This is a genomic window from Micromonospora sp. DT31, assembly GCF_049841795.1.
Lineage (GTDB): Bacteria > Actinomycetota > Actinomycetes > Mycobacteriales > Micromonosporaceae > Micromonospora.
The window spans coordinates 174,527-192,600 of record NZ_JBNCKZ010000008.1 but is presented as its reverse complement, the minus strand read 5'-3'; the positions used below and the strand labels follow the sequence as shown (position 1 = coordinate 192,600).

Annotated in this window: 18 protein-coding genes and 1 riboswitch; of the genes, 12 read left to right on the top strand and 6 right to left on the bottom strand. The window is 73.9% G+C overall.

Annotated elements, in window-relative coordinates:
* The first annotated feature begins 20 nt into the window (after window positions 1–20).
* Window positions 21–1,430, top strand: a complete 1,410-nt coding sequence (gene gltX, locus ACLQ2X_RS16320; RefSeq protein WP_425681870.1) for a glutamate--tRNA ligase — start codon at window positions 21–23, stop codon at window positions 1,428–1,430.
* Window positions 1,431–1,452: 22 nt separating this feature from the next.
* Here gltX and ACLQ2X_RS16315 read toward each other — a convergent pair whose 3' ends face one another.
* A complete protein-coding gene (locus ACLQ2X_RS16315; protein WP_425681869.1) occupies window positions 1,453–2,046 on the bottom strand; it encodes a copper resistance CopC family protein in 594 nt (197 codons plus the stop codon).
* Window positions 2,047–2,237: 191 nt separating this feature from the next.
* On the opposite strand from ACLQ2X_RS16315, the gene ACLQ2X_RS16310 reads away from it, so the two are divergent.
* Window positions 2,238–2,891: a hypothetical protein gene (locus tag ACLQ2X_RS16310; protein WP_425681868.1), complete on the top strand. Its 654-nt coding sequence runs from the start codon at window positions 2,238–2,240 to the stop codon at window positions 2,889–2,891.
* 49 nt (window positions 2,892–2,940) lie between these two features.
* Here the strand turns inward: ACLQ2X_RS16310 and ACLQ2X_RS16305 are convergent, their stop codons facing one another.
* A complete protein-coding gene (locus ACLQ2X_RS16305) occupies window positions 2,941–3,264 on the bottom strand; it encodes a hypothetical protein (RefSeq protein ID WP_425681867.1) in 324 nt (107 codons plus the stop codon).
* 94 nt (window positions 3,265–3,358) lie between these two features.
* Between ACLQ2X_RS16305 and ACLQ2X_RS16300 the strand changes: the two genes are divergently transcribed.
* The 5 genes from ACLQ2X_RS16300 to fabF all read left to right on the top strand — a co-directional run bounded on the left by ACLQ2X_RS16300 (window position 3,359) and on the right by fabF (window position 8,450).
* Window positions 3,359–4,705 carry a PucR family transcriptional regulator gene (locus ACLQ2X_RS16300; protein WP_425681866.1) on the top strand — a complete coding sequence of 449 codons (1,347 nt, stop codon included), beginning with the start codon at window positions 3,359–3,361 and terminating at the stop codon, window positions 4,703–4,705.
* Window positions 4,706–4,783: 78 nt separating this feature from the next.
* The gene (locus ACLQ2X_RS16295; RefSeq protein ID WP_425681865.1) at window positions 4,784–5,953 is read left to right on the top strand and encodes an acyltransferase domain-containing protein; all 1,170 of its coding nucleotides are present in this window, start codon (window positions 4,784–4,786) and stop codon (window positions 5,951–5,953) included.
* Window positions 5,954–6,898 carry a beta-ketoacyl-ACP synthase III gene (locus ACLQ2X_RS16290; RefSeq protein ID WP_425681864.1) on the top strand — a complete coding sequence of 315 codons (945 nt, stop codon included), beginning with the start codon at window positions 5,954–5,956 and terminating at the stop codon, window positions 6,896–6,898.
* An 83-nt stretch (window positions 6,899–6,981) separates the two neighbouring features.
* A complete protein-coding gene (locus tag ACLQ2X_RS16285) occupies window positions 6,982–7,221 on the top strand; it encodes an acyl carrier protein (protein WP_007072348.1) in 240 nt (79 codons plus the stop codon).
* A gap of 2 nt (window positions 7,222–7,223) precedes the next feature.
* The gene (gene fabF / locus ACLQ2X_RS16280; RefSeq protein WP_425681863.1) at window positions 7,224–8,450 is read left to right on the top strand and encodes a beta-ketoacyl-ACP synthase II; all 1,227 of its coding nucleotides are present in this window, start codon (window positions 7,224–7,226) and stop codon (window positions 8,448–8,450) included.
* A gap of 61 nt (window positions 8,451–8,511) precedes the next feature.
* Here the strand turns inward: fabF and ACLQ2X_RS16275 are convergent, their stop codons facing one another.
* From ACLQ2X_RS16275 to ACLQ2X_RS16265, 3 genes are read right to left on the bottom strand one after another with little or no spacing between them, the layout of a single operon-like run.
* On the bottom strand, window positions 8,512–8,730 hold the full coding sequence (locus tag ACLQ2X_RS16275; RefSeq protein WP_425681862.1) for a hypothetical protein: 219 nt from the start codon (window positions 8,728–8,730) through the stop codon (window positions 8,512–8,514).
* Window positions 8,731–8,780: 50 nt separating this feature from the next.
* Window positions 8,781–10,514: a glycoside hydrolase family 3 protein gene (locus ACLQ2X_RS16270; RefSeq protein WP_425681861.1), complete on the bottom strand. Its 1,734-nt coding sequence runs from the start codon at window positions 10,512–10,514 to the stop codon at window positions 8,781–8,783.
* A gap of 25 nt (window positions 10,515–10,539) precedes the next feature.
* The gene (locus ACLQ2X_RS16265) at window positions 10,540–11,031 is read right to left on the bottom strand and encodes a DUF3145 domain-containing protein (protein WP_425681860.1); all 492 of its coding nucleotides are present in this window, start codon (window positions 11,029–11,031) and stop codon (window positions 10,540–10,542) included.
* 327 nt (window positions 11,032–11,358) lie between these two features.
* Between ACLQ2X_RS16265 and ACLQ2X_RS16260 the strand changes: the two genes are divergently transcribed.
* Window positions 11,359–11,688: a hypothetical protein gene (locus ACLQ2X_RS16260; protein ID WP_425681859.1), complete on the top strand. Its 330-nt coding sequence runs from the start codon at window positions 11,359–11,361 to the stop codon at window positions 11,686–11,688.
* Between the two features lie 37 nt (window positions 11,689–11,725).
* Here the strand turns inward: ACLQ2X_RS16260 and ACLQ2X_RS16255 are convergent, their stop codons facing one another.
* On the bottom strand, window positions 11,726–12,352 hold the full coding sequence (locus ACLQ2X_RS16255; RefSeq protein WP_425681858.1) for a carbonic anhydrase: 627 nt from the start codon (window positions 12,350–12,352) through the stop codon (window positions 11,726–11,728).
* A gap of 139 nt (window positions 12,353–12,491) precedes the next feature.
* On the opposite strand from ACLQ2X_RS16255, the gene ACLQ2X_RS16250 reads away from it, so the two are divergent.
* From ACLQ2X_RS16250 to ACLQ2X_RS16235, 4 genes are all read left to right on the top strand, one after another.
* On the top strand, window positions 12,492–13,430 hold the full coding sequence (locus ACLQ2X_RS16250; RefSeq protein WP_425681959.1) for an alpha/beta fold hydrolase: 939 nt from the start codon (window positions 12,492–12,494) through the stop codon (window positions 13,428–13,430).
* A 151-nt stretch (window positions 13,431–13,581) separates the two neighbouring features.
* Window positions 13,582–15,699 carry a HelD family protein gene (locus ACLQ2X_RS16245; RefSeq protein ID WP_425681857.1) on the top strand — a complete coding sequence of 706 codons (2,118 nt, stop codon included), beginning with the start codon at window positions 13,582–13,584 and terminating at the stop codon, window positions 15,697–15,699.
* 97 nt (window positions 15,700–15,796) lie between these two features.
* Window positions 15,797–16,711 (top strand): cation diffusion facilitator family transporter, encoded by a 915-nt coding sequence (locus tag ACLQ2X_RS16240; RefSeq protein ID WP_425681856.1) that lies wholly within the window; start codon window positions 15,797–15,799, stop codon window positions 16,709–16,711.
* 145 nt (window positions 16,712–16,856) lie between these two features.
* Window positions 16,857–16,987, top strand: a riboswitch (cyclic di-AMP (ydaO/yuaA leader).
* Between the two features lie 5 nt (window positions 16,988–16,992).
* Window positions 16,993–18,066, top strand: a complete 1,074-nt coding sequence (locus ACLQ2X_RS16235; RefSeq protein ID WP_425681855.1) for a coiled-coil domain-containing protein — start codon at window positions 16,993–16,995, stop codon at window positions 18,064–18,066.
* The last annotated feature ends 8 nt before the right edge of the window (window positions 18,067–18,074 follow it).

Genomic DNA, 18,074 nt, shown 5'->3' with positions numbered 1-18,074 from the left:
GTCCGCCGTAGGCTGTGGGCGTGACGGTACGTGTACGCTTCGCCCCTTCCCCGACCGGTATGTTCCACGTCGGCGGTGCCCGCTCGGCACTGCAGAACTGGATCTTCGCCAAGCAGCAGGGCGGGGTGTTCGTGCTGCGCGTCGAGGACACCGACGCGGCCCGCAACCGCCCCGAGTGGACCGAGGGCATCCTGTCCGCCCTCGACTGGATCGGCATCGCCCGAGGCAGCTACGAGGGCCCCTACTTCCAGTCCTCCTACGCCGGTGAGCACCGGGCCGCCGCGCAGCGGCTCCACGAGGGCGGCCGGGCCTACTACTGCGACTGCGCCCGCGAGGACGTGCAGGCGCGTACCGGCCCGCAGCACCGCGGCTACGACGGCTTCTGCCGCGACCGGGGCCTGAGTGCGGGCGAGGGCCGGGCACTGCGCTTCCGCACCCCGGACGAGGGCGAGACCGTGGTGGTCGACCTGGTCCGGGGCGAGCCGACGTTCGAGAACAAGCTGATCGAGGACTTCGTCATCGCCCGTGGCGACGGCTCCCCGGTGTTCCTGCTCGCCAACGTGGTGGACGACATGAGCATGGGGATCACCCACGTGATCCGGGCCGAGGAGCACCTGCCCAACACCCCGAAGCAGCAGTTGCTCTGGAACGCGCTCGGGGCCGAGCCGCCGATCTGGGCGCACGTGCCGGTGGTGGTGAACGAGAAGCGGCAGAAGCTGTCCAAGCGCCGGGACAAGGTCGCGCTGGAGGCGTACCGGGACGAGGGCTACCTCGCCGACGCGATGCGCAACTATCTGATGCTGCTCGGCTGGGCGCCGTCGGGCGACCGGGAGATCGTGCCCTGGTCGGTGATCGAGGAGGAGTTCCGGCTGGACGAGGTCAACCCCTCCCCGGCGTTCTTCGACGAGAAGAAGCTGCGCGCCTTCAACGGCGACTACATCCGGGCGCTGCCGGTGGACGACTTCGTCGCCGCGTGCCAGCCGTGGCTCACCGGCACCGACACCATCGCCCCGCCGCCGTGGCAGCCGGACGAGTTCGACCCGGCCGCGTTCGCCGCGGTGGCCCCGCTCGCGCAGACCCGGATCGCGGTGCTCAGCGAGATCGTGCCGAACGTCGACTTCCTGTTCCTGGCCGATCCGCTGATCGACGAGGGCGCCTGGGCCAAGGCGATGAAGGAGGGCGCGGCGGACCTCCTGGACGCGGCGATCGTCGCGTTCGAGGCGCTGGAGTCCTGGGACGCCGAGACGCTCAAGGCCACGCTGGAGGCGGTCGGCGCGGAGCGCGGGCTGAAGCTGGGCAAGGCCCAGGCGCCGGTGCGGGTCGCGGTCACCGGGCGCACCGTCGGTCTGCCGCTGTTCGAGTCGCTGGAGGTGCTCGGCCGGGACCGGACGCTGACCCGGCTGCGCGCCGCCCGCGTACGCCTGGTCTGAGCCGACCGCCCGGCGCGGCGTGTCACGTCGGGGCGGCGCGGCGACGCAGCAGCACGGCACCGCCGAGGACGGCCAGCGCCACCACCGCGCCGCCCGCCCACCACCAGCCCGTACCCGCGTCGTCGTCCCCCTGGCCGGCGGCCGAGGACGGATTCGCGGGCGCCGGTGCGGCACTGGTGGGCGCCGGGGTGGGCGCGGCACCGGTGGGCGTCGCGGCCGGTGACGCCGTGGTCCCGGTGGTCAGGGTGAACCGGACCTCCCCCTTGACCGGGTGGCCGTCGTCGGACGCGAGCCGGTAGGTCACGGTGTAGAGCCCGGCCGGACCCGCCCGGAACGGCACGCTGACCCGCTTGCCGGAGAACGTCGGTGCGCCCGCGGTCGCGGCCGCGTTGTCCGGCCCGGTGACGGTGACCGTGGTCGTGGCCTCCTTCGGGGTGGCCAGGAACCGCAACTCGATCCGCTGCGGGGCGGCTGCCAGCCGGGCCCCGTCGCGCGGCTCGCTGCCGGTGAGCGAGTTGTGCGCGGCGGCCGGCGCGGCCGGCAGCAGGGTCGCCCCCGCCACCACCCCGAGCAGAACCAACCAGGTACGCGTCGCACGGTCGACCCTGCCCCCCATGAACTCCTCCATCCGGGTAAGATCCGGCCGATGATCTTCGGCCGTTCATTGGTCGGTCTCAGCTCGCAGATAGTTCCAAATACTCTTCCACCAGCTGCAACCAGGCGTCGTTCCGCGGAGTCTTTGTGGTGGGCACGATTCAGTGTGACCTGCAGCGGAAGCCAGCCATCGAACGGGGCGAGGAGGCGGCGATGGTCCGACGGGTGACAAGGCTGCTGACGGCGGTGACCGCGGCGGTGGCATGTTCGCTGGCCCTCACCGGTGCCACCGCGGCCCAGGCCGCGCCGAAGCCCAAGCCCCTCCCGGCCGGCGTGGACATCACCGGCGACCGGCTCGGCGAGCCGCTGCGGCTGCGTGCGGAGGCCGACGCCGCCCAGGTCAACCTGGTGATCGACCAGGTCAGGTGGCTCGGCGCGACCGGTCAACTGCGAGGGCCGTCGGCTGCCGACCTCGGCCCGAAGTACACGGTGGTCGTGCTGGCCGGCGACAAGGCGAAGAACACCTACGACCTGTTCCCGCTGGCCAAGGGCGGCCCCCGGATCTACCGGCCGGCCAAGCAGCCCGACCAGAGCGAGCTGCGCGCCGGCTGGTTCTTCGGACGGCTCAACATGTCCGAGACGCTGCGGTCGGTCGGCGTACCGCTGGCACCGCAGTTCGACACGCTCTCCGGCGGCATCGGCGGCGGCGAGCGGGTCCTGCCGGAGGAGGCACTCAACCCGGCGGGCGACCTCGACACCGCGCTCGGCGACCTTCAGCGACTGCTGCTGCTCAACGTGGGCGTCGTCCTGATCATCACCGCCGGGCTCGCCGGCATCGCCCTCCTGGTGCGCCGCCGCACCCGTTGAGCCGCGGCGCGGCCCCGGCGGCCACCCCACGCACCGGTGGTGGCCGGGGTCAGCACCAGCGGCGCGGCGGCCGCTCCCGGCGTGTCGCGCGGCTGCGCGGGCGGACCGCCCCGTGCTGGTGCGCCCCCGCCCAACCGGCCAGGTCACTGCGGCAGCCCCGCGCCGGTGGCGGCTCGACGGCCGGATGCGCCGGCTCGACACCACGCTGGCGCGGCACCCCGGCCTCGTCCTCGGCGCGCTCCACCGCCCGGCCGGCAGCCTGCTCACCCGGATGGCTCAGGCCGTGCCGGCGCAGGTGCGTGGCCGTTCCCTCGTGACCCAGTCGGCAGGGGTCGCCCTGGGCGCAGCCGTGCTCGCCCTCCCCGTGCGGCATCCCGGTCTCCTCACCTTCGCCCGTCGCCCGCCGGCCGGAGCGGCCCGGCGCGCCCTGACACCGTACTGGCCCGGCACGACGAGATCACCAGCGCGTGCCGGTGGAGATCGCCCCACCGCCACCGTCCCGCCCCCTGCCGGGGGATCCGCTGGTCAGGGCATGTCAGGCTGGTGCGGTGAGTGAACCGGGCGGGACGGAGACGTCAGCGACGCTACGCCGCATCGAACGGGCCGCCGGCGCACTGGCCACCGCCAGCGTCGCCCGGATGGACGAGACGCTGCGGTGGTTCCGCGACCTGCCCGCCGACCAGCGCTCCTGGGTGACGCTCGTGGCCCAGGCCGGTGTGCGATCCCTGGTGCAGTGGCTGCGTCAGGGCGGCGGCGCCACCGACCGGACGCAGGAGGTGTCCGACGAGGTGTTCGCCGCCGCGCCGCAGGCGCTGGCCCGCTCGATCAGCCTCCAGCAGACCGTGTCCCTGATCAAGGTGACCATCGACGTGGTCGAGGAACAGGTCTCGGAGCTGGCCGTGCCGGGCGAGGAACAGTCGCTGCGGGAGGCGGTGCTGCGCTTCTCCCGGGAGATCGCATTCGCCGCCGCCCGGGTCTACGCCCGGGCCGCGGAGAGCCGCGGTTCCTGGGACGCCCGGTTGCAGGCGCTGCTCGTCGACGCGTTGCTGCGCGGCGACTCCCCGGACGTACTGGCCAGCCGGGCCGCCGCGCTCGGCTGGTCGGACGCGCCGCCGGTGGCGGTCGCGGTGGGCCGATCGCCCGGCGGCGAGGTGGCGGCCGTGCTGCACACCGTCTACCGGCAGGCCCGGCGGATCGGTGTCGAGGTGATCGGTGGCGTGCACGGCGACCGCCTGGTCATCGTGCTGGGCGGGGCGGCCGACCCGGTCGCGGCCACCGAGAAGCTGCGTACCGCCTTCGGTGCGGGGCCGGTGGTGGTCGGCCCGGCGGTGCCCAGCCTGGACGAGGCCACCGAATCCGCGCGGGCCGCGCTCGCCGGGTTCCGGGCGGCCCCGGCCTGGCCGACCGCGCCGTGCCCGGTCGCCGCCGACGAACTGCTGCCGGAGCGGGCCCTGGCCGGCGACACCGAGGCCCGCCGCCGGCTGCGCCACGACGTGTACGCGGCCCTGGCCCGCTCCGGCGGTGAGCTGCTGCCGACGCTCGACGCGTTCTTCGCCGCCGGAGGCACCCTGGAGAGCGCGGCGCGGGCGCTGTTCGTGCACCCGAACACGGTGCGCTACCGACTGAAGCGGATCGCGGAGGTGACCGGCTTCTCGCCGCTCGGCCCGCGCGACGCCTTCGCGTTGCAGGTCGCGTTGACTGTCGGTCGGCTCGACCCGGTGGTGCCGGCAGTCGCGTCGGTGCCGACCCAGACAGGGGGCACAACGGGGCGGAGAACACCCTCGGGCGGGCACGAACACCGTCGATCTTTGTAGCTTTCCTCCAAAGGTTCTAGTGCGGTTTCGTGCCGTGCGTTACAGCGCGACCCACGAATATCCGTCAGAGTCGTATACGTGCTCGCCGTACTTTCCCCTGGACAGGGTTCGCAGAAGCCCGGCTTCCTCACCCCGTGGCTCGACCTCGACGGCGCCGGGGACCGCCTGCGCTGGTGGTCGGCATCGGCAGGCGTCGACCTGATCCACCTCGGCACCCGCGCGGACGCGGACGAGATCAGGGACACCGCGCGCACCCAACCACTGCTGGTCGCCGCCGCGCTGCTCGCTGCCGAGCACCTGCCGATGCACGACGTCGGGCTGGTCGCCGGGCACAGCGTCGGCGAGCTGGCCGCCGCCGTCCTGGCCGGGGTGCTGCCCGCCGAGGCCGCCGTGACGCTCGCCGGCGTACGCGGACGGGAGATGGCCGCCGCCTGCGCGCTGGAACCGACCGGGATGGCCGCCCTGCTCGGCGGCGACCCGGCGGAGGTGCTCGCCGCGCTGGAGTCGCACGGACTGCACCCGGCCAACCGCAACGGGGCCGGTCAGGTCGTCGCCGCCGGCGCGCTCACCGCCCTGGACAAGTTCGCCGCCGACCCGCCGGCCCGGACCCGGGTCGTCCGGCTCCAGGTCGCCGGGGCGTTCCACACGCCCTACATGGCCCCGGCCTCGGCCGCCCTGGGCGACGTCGCGGCCGGCGTCACCACGGCCGACCCGACCCGGATCCTGCTCTCCAACCTGGACGGCGCACCGGTCGGGCACGGCCGGGAGACGGTGCAGCGGCTGGTCCGGCAGGTGACCGCCCCGGTCCGGTGGGACCTGTGCGTACGCGCCCTGGCCGACCTCGGCATCACCGGCGTGATCGAGCTGCCGCCGGCCGGCACGCTGGCCGGGCTGGTCAAGCGGGAGCTCAAGGGCGAGGGCGCGCCGGAGATCGTCACCCTGAACACCCCCGACGACCTGCCCGCCGCGCGGAGCCTGGTCGCCCGACACGCCGGCCCCGCCGCCCACCTCCCGGCGCCCTGGTTCCGGGTGGTGGTCTCCCCCGCCGCCGGTCGCCTCACCCCGGCGACCAGGCTGGCCGAGGGCACCGAGGTACGCGCCGGTCAGCTCCTCGGCCACGTCACCGGCGGGCAGGGACCGGTCGAGGTGACCGCGCACCACAGCGGGCTGCTCACCGAGTGGCTCGCGCACCACGACGCCCCGGTCGCCCCGGGCCAGCCCCTCGTCCGCATCGGAGGAACGCACTAGATGGCCGCCAGCCGGATTGTCGCAATGGGGCACTACCAGCCCTCGCGCGTGGTCACCAACGACGAGATCGCGCAGATGGTCGACACCAACGACGCGTGGATCCGGGACCGCGTCGGCATCGTGACCCGCCGGATCGCGGCCGACGAGACCGTCGCCGACATGGCCGCCGCCGCCGCCGGCAAGGCCCTCGCCAACTCCGGCCTCAACGCCTCCGACATCGACATGGTCGTGGTGGCGACCTGCACGTCAGTGGACCGCAGCCCGAACGTGGCCTGCCGGGTCGCGGCCAAGTTGGGCATCCACGCCCCTGCGGCGTTCGACCTCAACACCGCCTGCTCCGGATTCGCGTACGCGCTGGGCACGGTGGACCACGCGATCCGGGCCGGCGCGGCGCGCAACGCGATCGTCGTCGGCGCGGAGAAGCTCTCCGACTTCACCGACTGGACCGACCGCTCGACGTGCATCATCTTCGCCGACGGGGCCGGCGCGGCGGTGGTGAGTGCGACCGCCGACGGTGAGCCTGCCGGAATCGGGCCGGTCGTGTGGGGTTCCGCGCCGGAGAAGAGCGACGCGGTCCGGATCGAGGGCTGGCAGCCGTACATCACCCAGGAGGGGCAGTCGGTGTTCCGCTGGGCCACCACGGCGCTGGCCCCCCTCGCGCTGCAGGCCTGCGAGCGCGCCGGGGTGCAGCCGTCGGAGCTGGCCGCGTTCGTGCCGCACCAGGCCAACTCCCGGATCATCGACGGGATCGTCAAGCGGCTGAACATCCCGGACGCGATCATCTCGAAGGACATCGCCGAGTCCGGCAACACCTCGGCGGCGAGCATCCCGCTGGCCCTGTCGAAGCTGGTCGAGCGGCGCGAGGTGCCCGCGGGCGCCCCGGTGCTGCTGTTCGGCTTCGGCGGCGGCCTGACCTACGCCGGTCAGGTCGTGCGCTGCCCCTGAGACCCCCTCCGGCGTGAACGCGCCGAGGCGGGTGGCCGGCGACGCCGGCCACCGGTAACCCCCGATGAGAGGAACCAACCGCAATGACCCGTGACGAGATCACCGCCGGCCTCGCCGAGATTCTCGAAGAGGTTGCCGGGGTGAACCCGGACGACGTGGCCGAGGGGAAGTCCTTCACCGACGACCTCGACGTCGACTCGCTCTCCATGGTCGAGGTCGTGGTGGCGGCCGAGGAGAAGTTCGGCGTCAAGATCCCGGACAACGAGGTGCAGAACCTCAAGACCGTCGGGGACGCCGTCAGCTACATCGAGGCGCAGTCCTGACCATGAGTCGCCCCGACGTCGTCGTCACCGGGCTCGGCGCGACGACCCCGCTCGGCGGGGACGTCGCGTCCACCTGGGACGCCATGCTCGCCGGCCGCTCCGGGGTGAGTGCGCTCACCCAGGAGTGGGCCGAGCCTCTGCCGGTGCGGATCGCCGCCGAGCTGGCGGTTGACCCGACCGAGGTGCTGGACCGGGTGAAGCTGCGCCGGTTGGACCGTTCGGAAGCGATCGCCGTCATCGCCGCGTGGGAGGCGTGGGCCGACGCCGGGCTCGCCGACGCCGGGCTGGACCCGGAACGTCTGGCGGTCAGCGTCGGCTCGGGCATCGGTGGCGCCACCACCCTGCTCGCCCAGGACGACATCCTGGAGGCGTCCGGGCCACGCCGGGTGTCCCCGCACACCGTGCCGATGCTGATGCCGAACGGTCCGGCCGCCTGGATCGGGTTGGAGCTGGGCGCGAAGGCCGGGGTGCACGCCGTGGCCAGCGCCTGCGCCACCGGCGCGGAGGCCATCGCGCTGGGGATGGACATCATCCGCGCCGGCCGGGCCGACGTGGTGGTGGCAGGTGGCACCGAGGCGGTGATCCACCCGCTGCCGATCGCCGGTTTCGCCGCGATGCGGGCCATGTCCACACGCAACGACGACCCGGAGCGGGCGTCGCGGCCGTGGGACACCGGGCGGGACGGCTTCGTGCTCGGTGAGGGCGCGGGTGTGGTGGTCCTGGAAAGTGCCGAGCACGCCGCGGCCCGGGGCGCCCGGGTCTACGCGCGCCTGGCCGGCGCCGGTATCACCTCCGACGCGTACGACATGGTGCAGCCGCACGCCGAGGGGGAGGGCGCGATCCGGGCCATCAACCGGGCGCTCACCGACGCGGACCTGGCCCCCACCGACATCGTGCACGTCAACGCGCACGCCACCTCCACGCCGATCGGCGACATCCTGGAGATCGGCGCGCTGCGGAAGGCGGTCGGCGACCACCCGGTGCTGACCGCCACGAAGTCGATGACCGGGCACCTGCTCGGCGCGGCCGGCGCGCTGGAGTCGATCGCCACCATCCTGTCCATCCGGGACGGCGTGATCCCGCCGACGATCAACCTGGACGACCCGGACGGGAGGCTGACCCTGGACGTGGTCGCGCACAAGGCACGTCACCTGGAGATCCCGGCGGCGCTGAACAACGCGTTCGGCTTCGGCGGGCACAACGTGGCGCTGGTCTTCACCCGCGCCTGAGCGGTAAGGAAGGGCCCCTTGTCAACAGACGTCTGTTGACAAGGGGCCCTTCCTCACATCCTCAGCGGTTGCGCGGGTGCTGCTTGGCGGTGCGCTCGTTGCCGTGCCGGTAGTTGCCGGTCCACCGGGCCATCGCCAACTGCGGGTCGTCCTCGACCTCGGCCAGGAACTCGGCGGCCCGCCCGCCACGCAGTGTGGCGGCGACCCGCCCGTGATGCGTGACCACCACCGTGCCGTCGGCGCGCTGGACGTACCGGAAACCCTGTGCCGCTTGTCCCATGGGTGCCCACCCTGCCACGCCGAGCGGGGTGGGCGCATCCGGTTTGCCTGTCAGGTGCGGCAGGTGGTGGCCGGCAGGCCGGAGACCGGCACCGGGGAGCGACCGGCCGGGCGGGCCTTGCCGGCGAGCACCGCGGCCAGTCCGGTCATCGACGCCCGGGTGGACGAATAGGTCGCCAGCAGCGTCGGGGACTTCGCCCCGGACAGCACGTACGGGGTGTCCATGGCCACCGTCACGGCGGCGCCGGCGCGCAGGTCCTTCGCCCCGTCGCCGTACCCGACCAGGTGCACCACCGTGCCGCCGGAGGGCACCACCTTGACCCCGGCCGCGGTGAGCGCCTCGGTCAGCAGAGTCCGGGTGCGCTCCCGCCCGCCCGAGGAGGTCACGCTGACCGGGCCGGTGACCGCGCCGCCGCACCGGCCGCGCAGGACGGTCACCGCGGCGGCGGCCAGGTCGGTGGCGGCCTTGCGGTGGGCGGGGCCGTTCAGCGTGGACAGCGCCGGGGCGGGGTGGCCGGCCAGTCGGAACTTCATGGCGAGCACCCGGGTGGCCGCCTCGACCAGCCGGGCCCGGGGCAGCGAGCCGTCCTTGAGTGCGGAGCGCAGCCCGTCGGATGCCTGCTTGACGTTCGGCGGCATCAGGATGAGGTCGTTGCCGGCGTTGAGCGCGCGCACCGCGGCCTCGCCCGGGGACCACTTCTTCGCCGGGGCCATGTTCATCCCGTCGGTGATCACCACGCCCTGGAAGCCGAGCTGGCCGCGCAGCACGTCAGTGAGCAGCTTGCGGGAGAACGTGGCGGGCGTGCCGGGGTCGACGGACCGCACGTCCAGGTGCGCGGACATCACGGCCATGGCCCCGGCGTCGATGCCGGCGCGGAACGGCGGGAACGCGGTGCGTTCCAGCACGGCCCGGGACTGCTTGATGACGGGCAGCTCGGTGTGCGAGTCCTCGGCGCTCAGGCCGTGCCCGGGGAAGTGCTTGACCGCGGCACCGACGCCCTGGGCCTGCAGCCCGCGTACCGCGCCGGCCACCTGGGGGGAGGCGACCGCCGGGTCGGCGCCGAAGGACCGGGAGCCGATCACCGCGCTGCGGGTGGCCAGCACGTCCGCTACCGGGGCGAAGTCCAGGTTGATGCCCATCGCGGCGAGTTCGGCCCCGGCGGCCCGCCAGGCGGCCTCGGTCAGCGCGGGTTGACCGGCGGCGCCGGCGGCGAGCGGGCTGGGCAGCAGCGTCACCCCGTCGGTGACCCGGGTGACCACGCCGTACTCCTGGTCGGTGCCGATCAGGAGTGGCACGCGGCCGGCGGGCAGCTTGGCGGCGGCGGCGCGCAGCCCGTCGGTGAGGTCGCGGACCTGCTTCGGGTTGTCGACGTTCGTGGTGGCCTGGTTGCCGGAGGTCGGGTCGTCGGCGCTGAAACCGACCAGGATCATCCCGCCGAGCCGGTACTTCGCCACCATCTCGGCGGGGGTGTCGACACCGGCCAGCGCCCGGTTGCCGGCCGCCGAGGCGGCGGAGACCTTCGTGGCCGAACTGCCGTAGGCGTACGGCATCAACACCTGCCCGACCAGGTCCTCGTCGGCGAGCGTGCCGGCCAGGGCGGCGGCTTGGGCGCTCGGATCGGCGGCGGGCGACTCGGCGGGCGTCGGCGCGGCCGACGACGGCGTGGCCGGCGGCGGGGTGGGCCGGGGCCGGTCGGGCCCGTCGGTGCACCCGGAGGCGAGCAGCGCGGTCACTGCGACGAACGCGACGGCGGCGCGGCGCGAGGCTATCGGCACGCGTCCCACCGTATCGGGGCAACTCGGCCCCGCGTCACCCCACCCGGGTGAGCAGGGTGACCGGGGCGCCGTCGCCGGCGTACCGGTAGGGCTCCAGCTCGGCGTCCCAGGCGGTGCCGAGCGCCTTGTCCAGGGCGTGGGCGAGCGCCTCCGGGGCCCGGGCGGCGGCCATCAGGCTGCGCAGGCGGTCCTCGCCGAGCTGGATGTCGCCGGCCGCGCCGACGGTGGCCCGGAACAGGCCACGGCCGGGTACGTACATGAAGCGCTCGCCGTCGAGCCCGGCGCTGGGTTCCTCGGTGACCTCGAAACGGATCATCGGCCACTGCCGGAGGGCAGCGGCCAGCTCCGCGCCGGTCCCCGGGCTGCCGGTCCAGCCACACTCGGCACGGCGCGCGCTCGGATCGACCGGCTGCGCCGTCCAGTGCAGGTTGACCGGCGCGGCGAGGACGCGCGCGATCGCCCACTCGACGTGCGAGCACACGGCGAGCGGGGTCGAGTGGACGTATACGACGCCACGCGTTGGCACGGTGACCTCCCGGTGAGCCGAGGTGCGTCTTCCCCTACGACCTCGTCGTCTCCGGTGGTCCCTGGCACACATGATGACTGTTGTGACAGGTGGTGCGCCAGAGAATCGGAGAATTCGCCGCGGTACGGCGGCGGGAAATATCCGGGTGGCCGACCCGGTTGTGCCCCGTGACGGCGCGATGACCAGCCAGGCACCGTGGTCGTGTACAGTTCTCTGGGCGGTTCTGTGCCGCCGCACGTCTTCGCGGGCCGGCGCTCACCCCGGGCGTCACTCGCACAGCCCCCGGACGGTTTCCGTCCCCACCGTACGTCTGCAAGGAGTACCTCCGTGGCGAGCAACACCTCTAAGACCGCGCGCGCGTCAGTCCGGGCCGGCCAGGCTGGCCAGGGTGGCGCCCTCAGCGTGCTGGGCGAGTTCAAGTACCTGATCCCGCTCAACGGCGGCAAGCACGCCTACGTGCGCAACCTGACCAACGGCAAGACCGCGCACCTGCGCACCGACTCCGAGGCCTTCGTCGAGGAGATCCGTGTGCTGGCCGCCGCCGGGCACGCCACCAAGATCCGCGCCGAGATCAACGGCCTGGCCGCGACCCACCCGGGTCACGGCTGGGAGGCCACCGAGAAGCGCCTGGTCGAGGCCGGCGTCTTCGAGGGCTGAGCGCCCCCACCCGCACCACCGCGACCGCCCGTCGGGATCATCCCGGCGGGCGGTTCCGCGTCTCCTCCGGCGGCAGCAGCCTGACCTCGCCGGTCGCCAGGTCGTACAGCGCGCCCACCACGGCCAGCTCACCGGTGGCCACCGGTGCGGCCAGCAGGTCGTCGGCGCGAAGCGCGGCCACCGTGCGCCGCACGTGCCGGCGCACCGCCAGCGGGTGCGCGTCCGGGTCGGCGGCCTCGACCACCGCCGGGGCGATCCGGTCCACCAGGTACGCCAACGCGCCGCCGGGGCGGACGCCGGAGCGCAGCGCGTCGACGGTCGCCCCCACCGCGCCGCAGCGCTCGTGCCCGAGGACCATCACCAGTCGTACGCCGAGCTGCCCCACCACGTACTCGATGGAGCCGCACACGGCCCGGTCCAGGACGTGCGCGCCGGTCCGGATCACACAGATCGAACCGAACGTCTGGTCGAAGATCGCCTCCAACGGCACCCGCGAGTCGATACACCCCAACACCACCGCGTACGGCTGCTGGTCGCCGGAGGCCGCCGCCGCGGCGGTGACGTCATGCCCGTGCAGCGGCTGCCCGCTGACGAAGCGGCGGTTGCCGGCGAGCAGTTCGGCCAGGGCGACGCGCGGGCGGCGGGCGGCGGGATCCGGTGACATGTCTCCAGCCTGGCCACCGATCCGACCCCGGACGGGGCGGACCGGAATCTTCTCCCCACCCGGTTGCCGTGGTGTCATGGCGGGTAACGCCGGTGTCACCGCCGGGCCACCCGGTGGACACACAGCGGCCGGCCCGGAGGTGGACGACGTGGAACTGCGGCTGCCCGACGACGTACGCCTGCACGTGGACGTGAGCGGGCCGGCCGACGCCGAGCTCACGGTGATCATGCTGCACGGCTGGACGCTGGACGGGCGTAGCTGGCACCGCCAGCTCACCCACCTGCGGGAACGCTTCGCCGACCGGCTACGCCTGGTCACCTACGACGCGCGCGGCCACGGCCGGTCGAGCTGTCTGGCGCTGCGCGACGCCACCCTGGCGCAGCTCGGCGACGACCTGGCCGCGGTGGTCGACGAGGTCGCCCCGTCCGGGCCGGTGGTGCTGGTCGGACACTCGATGGGCGGGATGACCGTGATGGAGTACGCCCACCGGCACCCCGACCGGTTCGCCGCGCGGACCGCCGGGCTGGTCTTCGTCTCCACCACCGCCGAGGGACACACGCACACCGCCTACGGCCTGTCCCCGCGGATCACCCGGCTGATCCGGCTCGCCGAGACCACAGGCGCCGGGGTGCTGGCCCGCTGCGGCGGTTGGCGGCCACCGCACGCGCTGCTGCGGGCGCTGCGCCCGAGCATCCGCTGGATGCTGTTCGGCGACCGGTGCGACCCGGCGGACATCCGGCTGGTCACCTCGGCGGTGGCGCGGGCCACCCTGCGGTCGATCGGCGGGTTCCGCGCCTCGATCGGCGCCCAGCACCGGCTGGACACGCTCGCCGCACTGGGGCAGCTCCCGGCCGCCGCGCTGGTCGGGGACCGGGACCGGCTCACCCCGCCGCCCTGCGCGCAGTCCATCGCCTCGGCGTTGCCGACCGCGGAGCTGACCGTCTGCCCGGGCGGGGGCCACATGCTGATGATGGAGCGTCCCGACGAGGTGAACGGGGCGGTCACCGGGGTGCTGGACCGGGTGCTCGCCGGTCCGGCGACGAAGCGCCCGTCGACCCGGCGCCGCGCCGCCGCCTGACGCGGTTCGCCCCGGCCGCGTCGCGGCGGTGGGCCGACGCCGGCACGCCGCGCGGACGCGCCACTCCGGCGGCATGCCCCGACGCACGCGTCGGCTGGTGCCCGTACCCTCATTCAGCCCGCCGTGCCCTCCGACCACAGGAGCATCCGCGTTGACCGACCAGACCACGCTGGACCGGGAGATCGCCGCCGAACAGCGTCATCTCGACCGGGTGTACGCCCGGCTGGCCGAACTGCGCCGGTCCGCGGCCGAGGCCGAGCGGGACGGCTACCGGCTGGCCCGGGTCGGCAATTTCGGCGCGCTGGTCGAGCGGGACGCGATGGTCTTCCACGCCGCCCGGCGCCGGCACGCGCTGGACGCCGAGCACGAGGGGTTGGTCTTCGGCCGATTGGACCTGCGCACCGGGCAGGTGCTGCACGTCGGCCGGCTCGGTGTGCGGGATGCGGACGCGGAAACGCTCGTGGTGGACTGGCGGGCCCCCGCCGCCGCCGCGTTCTACCAGGCCACCCCCGCCGAGCCGCGTGGCGTGGTGCGCCGGCGCACGATCCAGTCGGCGGCGGAGCGGGTCACCCGGATCGAGGACGACCTGCTGGACCCGCAGGCCGCGCCGCCGGACATGGCGGTGGTCGGCGACGGGGCGTTGCTGGCCACGCTGTCCCGGGCCACCGGGCGGGGCATGCGGGATATCGTCGCGACCATCCAGCGGGAGCAGGACGAGGCGATCCGCTCCCCCGGCAACGGCGTCACGGTCGTCTCCGGCGGGCCGGGCACCGGCAAGACGGCGGTGGCGCTGCACCGGGCCGCGTACCTGCTCTACTCCGAGCGGGCCCGTTACGCCGGTGGCGGCATCCTGGTGGTCGGCCCGTCGGGGGTCTTCGTCGAGTACATCGCCTCGGTGCTGCCCTCGCTGGGCGAGGAGACGGCCACGCTGCACTCGCTCGGCTCGCTGTTCCCCGGCATGTCGGCGTCGCGGACCGACCTGCCGGAGGTGGCGGCGGTGAAGGGGTCGCTGCGGATGCGGCGGGTGCTGGACCGCGCGGCGCGGGACGCGGTGCCGGACTCCCCCGCCGAGTTGCGGTTGCTCTACCGGGGTGAGCTGCTGCGCCTGGACGTGGCCGGGTTGGACGCGATCCGGGACCGGACGTTGGCCCGGGGCGCGCGTCGCAACGAGGTGCGCCGGGCGGCGTTCGACGCGGTGCTCGCCGCGCTGTACGGGCAGGCCCGCACGCTGCGGGTGGGTCGGCTGCCGGAGCAGCCGGCGTTCGAGGACGAGATCATCGAGCGGCCGGAGTTCCGGGACTTCCTCCGGGCCTGGTGGCCCCGGCTGCATCCGCGGCACGTGCTGGGTTGGCTGGCCAGCCCGGGCCGGCTGCGCCGCTACGCCGGCGGGATCCTCTCCGGGGCGGAGATCCGCCTGCTCACCGAGGCGTACCGGACGTTGGACGACGAGGGGTTGACGGTCGCCGACATCGCCCTGCTGGACGAGTTGGACGCGCTGCTGGGCAAGCCGGTGCAGCGGGTCCGGCCGAAGCGCGACCCGTACCAGCTCGCCGGCGGCGTGCGGGAGCTGAGCACGTACGCCGATCGCCGCCGCGCGGCCCGGGAGGCCGCCCGGGAACGCCCGACGGACTACCGCGACTACGCCCACGTGGTGGTGGACGAGTCGCAGGACGTCTCGCCGATGCAGTGGCGGATGATCGGGCGGCGGGGTCGGCTGGCGTCGTGGACCGTGGTCGGGGACCCGGCACAGACCGCGTGGACCGGCGATCCGCAGGAGCTGGACCGGGCCCGCGACCAGGCGCTCGGGCGTCGGCGCCGGTACCGCTACGAGCTGACCACCAACTACCGCAACTCGGCGGAGATCTTCGCGGTGGCGGCGGCGGAGATCCGCCGGCTCTATCCGGACCTGCCGCTGCCGGACGCCGTCCGTTCCACGGGCGTGGCGCCGGTGGAGCGGGTCGTGCCGGCGGCCGGGCTGGCGGCGGCCACGGTGGAGGCGGCCCGGACGCTGCTGGCCGAGGTGGAGGGCACGGTCGGGGTGATCACACCGGTGCCGCGTCGGGACGAGGTGGCTGGCTGGCTGGCCGGGCTCGGCGCGCGGCGGCTGCAGGTGGTGACCAGCCTGCAGGCGAAGGGCATGGAGTACGACGGGGTGGTGCTCGTCGCGCCGAGTGAGATCCGGGCCGATCCGGGTTCGGGCGTGCGCACGCTGTACGTGGCGTTGTCCCGCGCCACCCAGCGTCTGACCACGCTCGATCCGATCGGCTGACACCGGCGGGGCGGTTCGCCGCCCGCCCATCACTTGCACACATAGCGATGTGAGCATACATTGAGCCCGGCCGGTACGCGGCGGGAAGGGTGTTGGCGTGGGCGCAGGTCATGACCACAGCGGCGCGGTGGCCAACGCGGCACACCGCCATCGCGGCCGGCTATGGGCCGCGTTCGTCCTGCTCGCCGCGCTCATGCTCGTCGAGGCGGCGGCCGCGTTCGCGACCGGCTCGTTGGCCCTGCTCTCCGACGCCGGGCACATGTTCACCGACGTGCTGGGCATCGGCATGGCGCTCGCCGCGATCACCGCCACCCGGCGCGCCGGCACCGACCCGCAGCGCACGTTCGGGCTCTACCGGCTCGAGGTGCTCGCCGCGCTGGCCAACGCCGTGCTGCTCGGCGCCGTCGCGGTCTACGTCCTCGTCGAGGCGGCACGCCGGTTCGGCGAGCCACCGCAGGTGCTAGCCGGTCCGATGCTCGTGGTGGCCGTGCTCGGCCTGCTCGCCAACATCGTCGCGTTCGCGCTGCTGCGGGCCGGGTCCCGGGAGAGCATCAACCTGCGTGGCGCCTACCTGGAGGTGCTCGGCGACCTGCTCGGCTCGCTCGGGGTGATCGGCGCGGCGCTGGTCATCATGGTCACCGACTGGTGGTGGGCGGACCCGCTGGTGGCGGTGGGCATCGGCCTGTTCATCCTGCCGCGCACCTGGCGGCTGGGGCGGGCGGCGGTGCGCATCCTGGTGCAGGCCGCGCCGGAGCACCTCCAGGTGACCGCCGTGCACGACCGGCTCGCCGCGGTGCCCGGGGTGGCGGAGGTGCACGACCTGCACGTGTGGACGCTCACCTCCGGCATGGAGGTGGCCTCGGCGCACCTGACCACCGATCCGGGCGTGGAGGTCGGGCCGGTGCTGGCCGCGGCGCGGGCGGCCCTGCACGAGGACTTCTCGATCGAGCACGCCACGTTGCAGGTCGAACCCGGAGCGTCAGCGGGCGTCTGCGCTCCGACCGAGTGGTGATTAGGGAAATCTTAAATCTCTGTGGCTATTATGGGGTAATGCCGGTTTTGTCCGAACTGCTGGCCTACGCCCCCCGGTCGGCCGACGGCGACGCCGGTAGGCTCGACCGCGGCCACCGCGCCGGCACCGCCGCTGGGCACCGGTGCAGTGACCGTCGCCTAATCGCCCGCACGGGCGAGCCGGGGAACCACGTATGTGGGGTGCATCCGCGTCAGCGGTAGGGATCTTCCGTCCCGAACCCGTCAGCTAACCCGGTCGGCGGTTGACGGAAGGACACCTGAATGCCCCCAGTTACACCCACCCGACGGACGGCTGCCCGGTTGGCGGCCCTGCTCGTCGCGACGCTGACCATCGGCCTCGCGACCGTTCCACTCTCCCCCGCCTCGGCGGCCCCGCCGACCGGCCGGCTCGCCGCCGCACCCGGCGACGACGAGGGCGGCACCCCGCAGCTGCGCGCCCAGCTCGACGCGGCCAGCAAGGGCTGGCTGGAGGCCAAGGCCGCGCTGAACCGGTCGGTGGACCGCCAGAAACAACTCACCGAACAACTCAAGACCGTCGACGCCGAGCTGGCGGTACGCCACACCAAGGTCGGCGAGATCGCCACCGTGGCATACCGCAACGGCCGCCTGGGCACCGCCGCGGCCCTGCTCGGCAGCAGCAGCCCCGAGGGCTTCATGGACCGGGCCGCCGCGCTGGAACAGGTCGCCGCGCACGAGGACCGCACACTCCGTGACCTGCTCACCACCCGCGACGAGGCCACCCGCACCCGCGCCGCGCTCGACGGCGAGATCCGCGAGCAACGCAAGCAGGTCACGGTGATGGGCAAGCGCAAGGAGCAGGCCGAGCGCGCCCTGGAGGTGGCCAACGACCAGCCCTCGCGCAGCAGCAGCAGCGGCGGCAGCGTCCAGGGCACCTCGAACAAGAACGCCAAGCCGGCGCCGCGCAACCCGGACGGCTCCTGGCCGTCGGAGTCGTGCAGCGTCAACGACCCGACCCCGGCCAGCGGCTGCATCACGCCGCGTACGCTGCACGCGCTGCAACAGGCCAAGGCGGCCGGGTTCACCCGGTACACCTCCTGCCACCGGCCCAGCGGCGGCGGCGAACATCCCAAGGGCCGGGCCTGCGACTTCGCGGCGCAGAAGAGCGGCTTCGAGGGCGTTGCCACCGGCGGCGACCGCACGTACGGCAACAACCTGGCCGCGTACCTCGTCCGCAACGCCGACCGGCTCGCCGTGCTCTACGTGATCTGGTTCAAGCAGATCTGGCTGCCCAGCAGCGGGTGGAAGTCCTACAACGGCGGCAACGGCGACCCCTCCAGCGACCACACCAACCACGTACACCTGTCGGTGTACTGACGCCTGCG

Bases quoted from the DNA above. Each gene is read 5' to 3' on its own strand.
- ACLQ2X_RS16310 (WP_425681868.1), top strand. From the start codon at position 2,238: ATGGTCCGACGGGTGACAAGGCTGCTGACGGCGGTGACCGCGGCGGTG.
- ACLQ2X_RS16290 (WP_425681864.1), top strand. From the start codon at position 5,954: ATGGCCGCCAGCCGGATTGTCGCAATGGGGCACTACCAGCCCTCGCGC.
- ACLQ2X_RS16275 (WP_425681862.1), bottom strand. From the start codon at position 8,730: ATGGGACAAGCGGCACAGGGTTTCCGGTACGTCCAGCGCGCCGACGGC.
- ACLQ2X_RS16235 (WP_425681855.1), top strand. From the start codon at position 16,993: ATGCCCCCAGTTACACCCACCCGACGGACGGCTGCCCGGTTGGCGGCC.
- ACLQ2X_RS16285 (WP_007072348.1), top strand. From the start codon at position 6,982: ATGACCCGTGACGAGATCACCGCCGGCCTCGCCGAGATTCTCGAAGAG.
- ACLQ2X_RS16315 (WP_425681869.1), bottom strand. From the start codon at position 2,046: ATGGGGGGCAGGGTCGACCGTGCGACGCGTACCTGGTTGGTTCTGCTC.
- ACLQ2X_RS16305 (WP_425681867.1), bottom strand. From the start codon at position 3,264: ATGCCGCACGGGGAGGGCGAGCACGGCTGCGCCCAGGGCGACCCCTGC.
- ACLQ2X_RS16255 (WP_425681858.1), bottom strand. From the start codon at position 12,352: ATGTCACCGGATCCCGCCGCCCGCCGCCCGCGCGTCGCCCTGGCCGAA.
- fabF (WP_425681863.1), top strand. From the start codon at position 7,224: ATGAGTCGCCCCGACGTCGTCGTCACCGGGCTCGGCGCGACGACCCCG.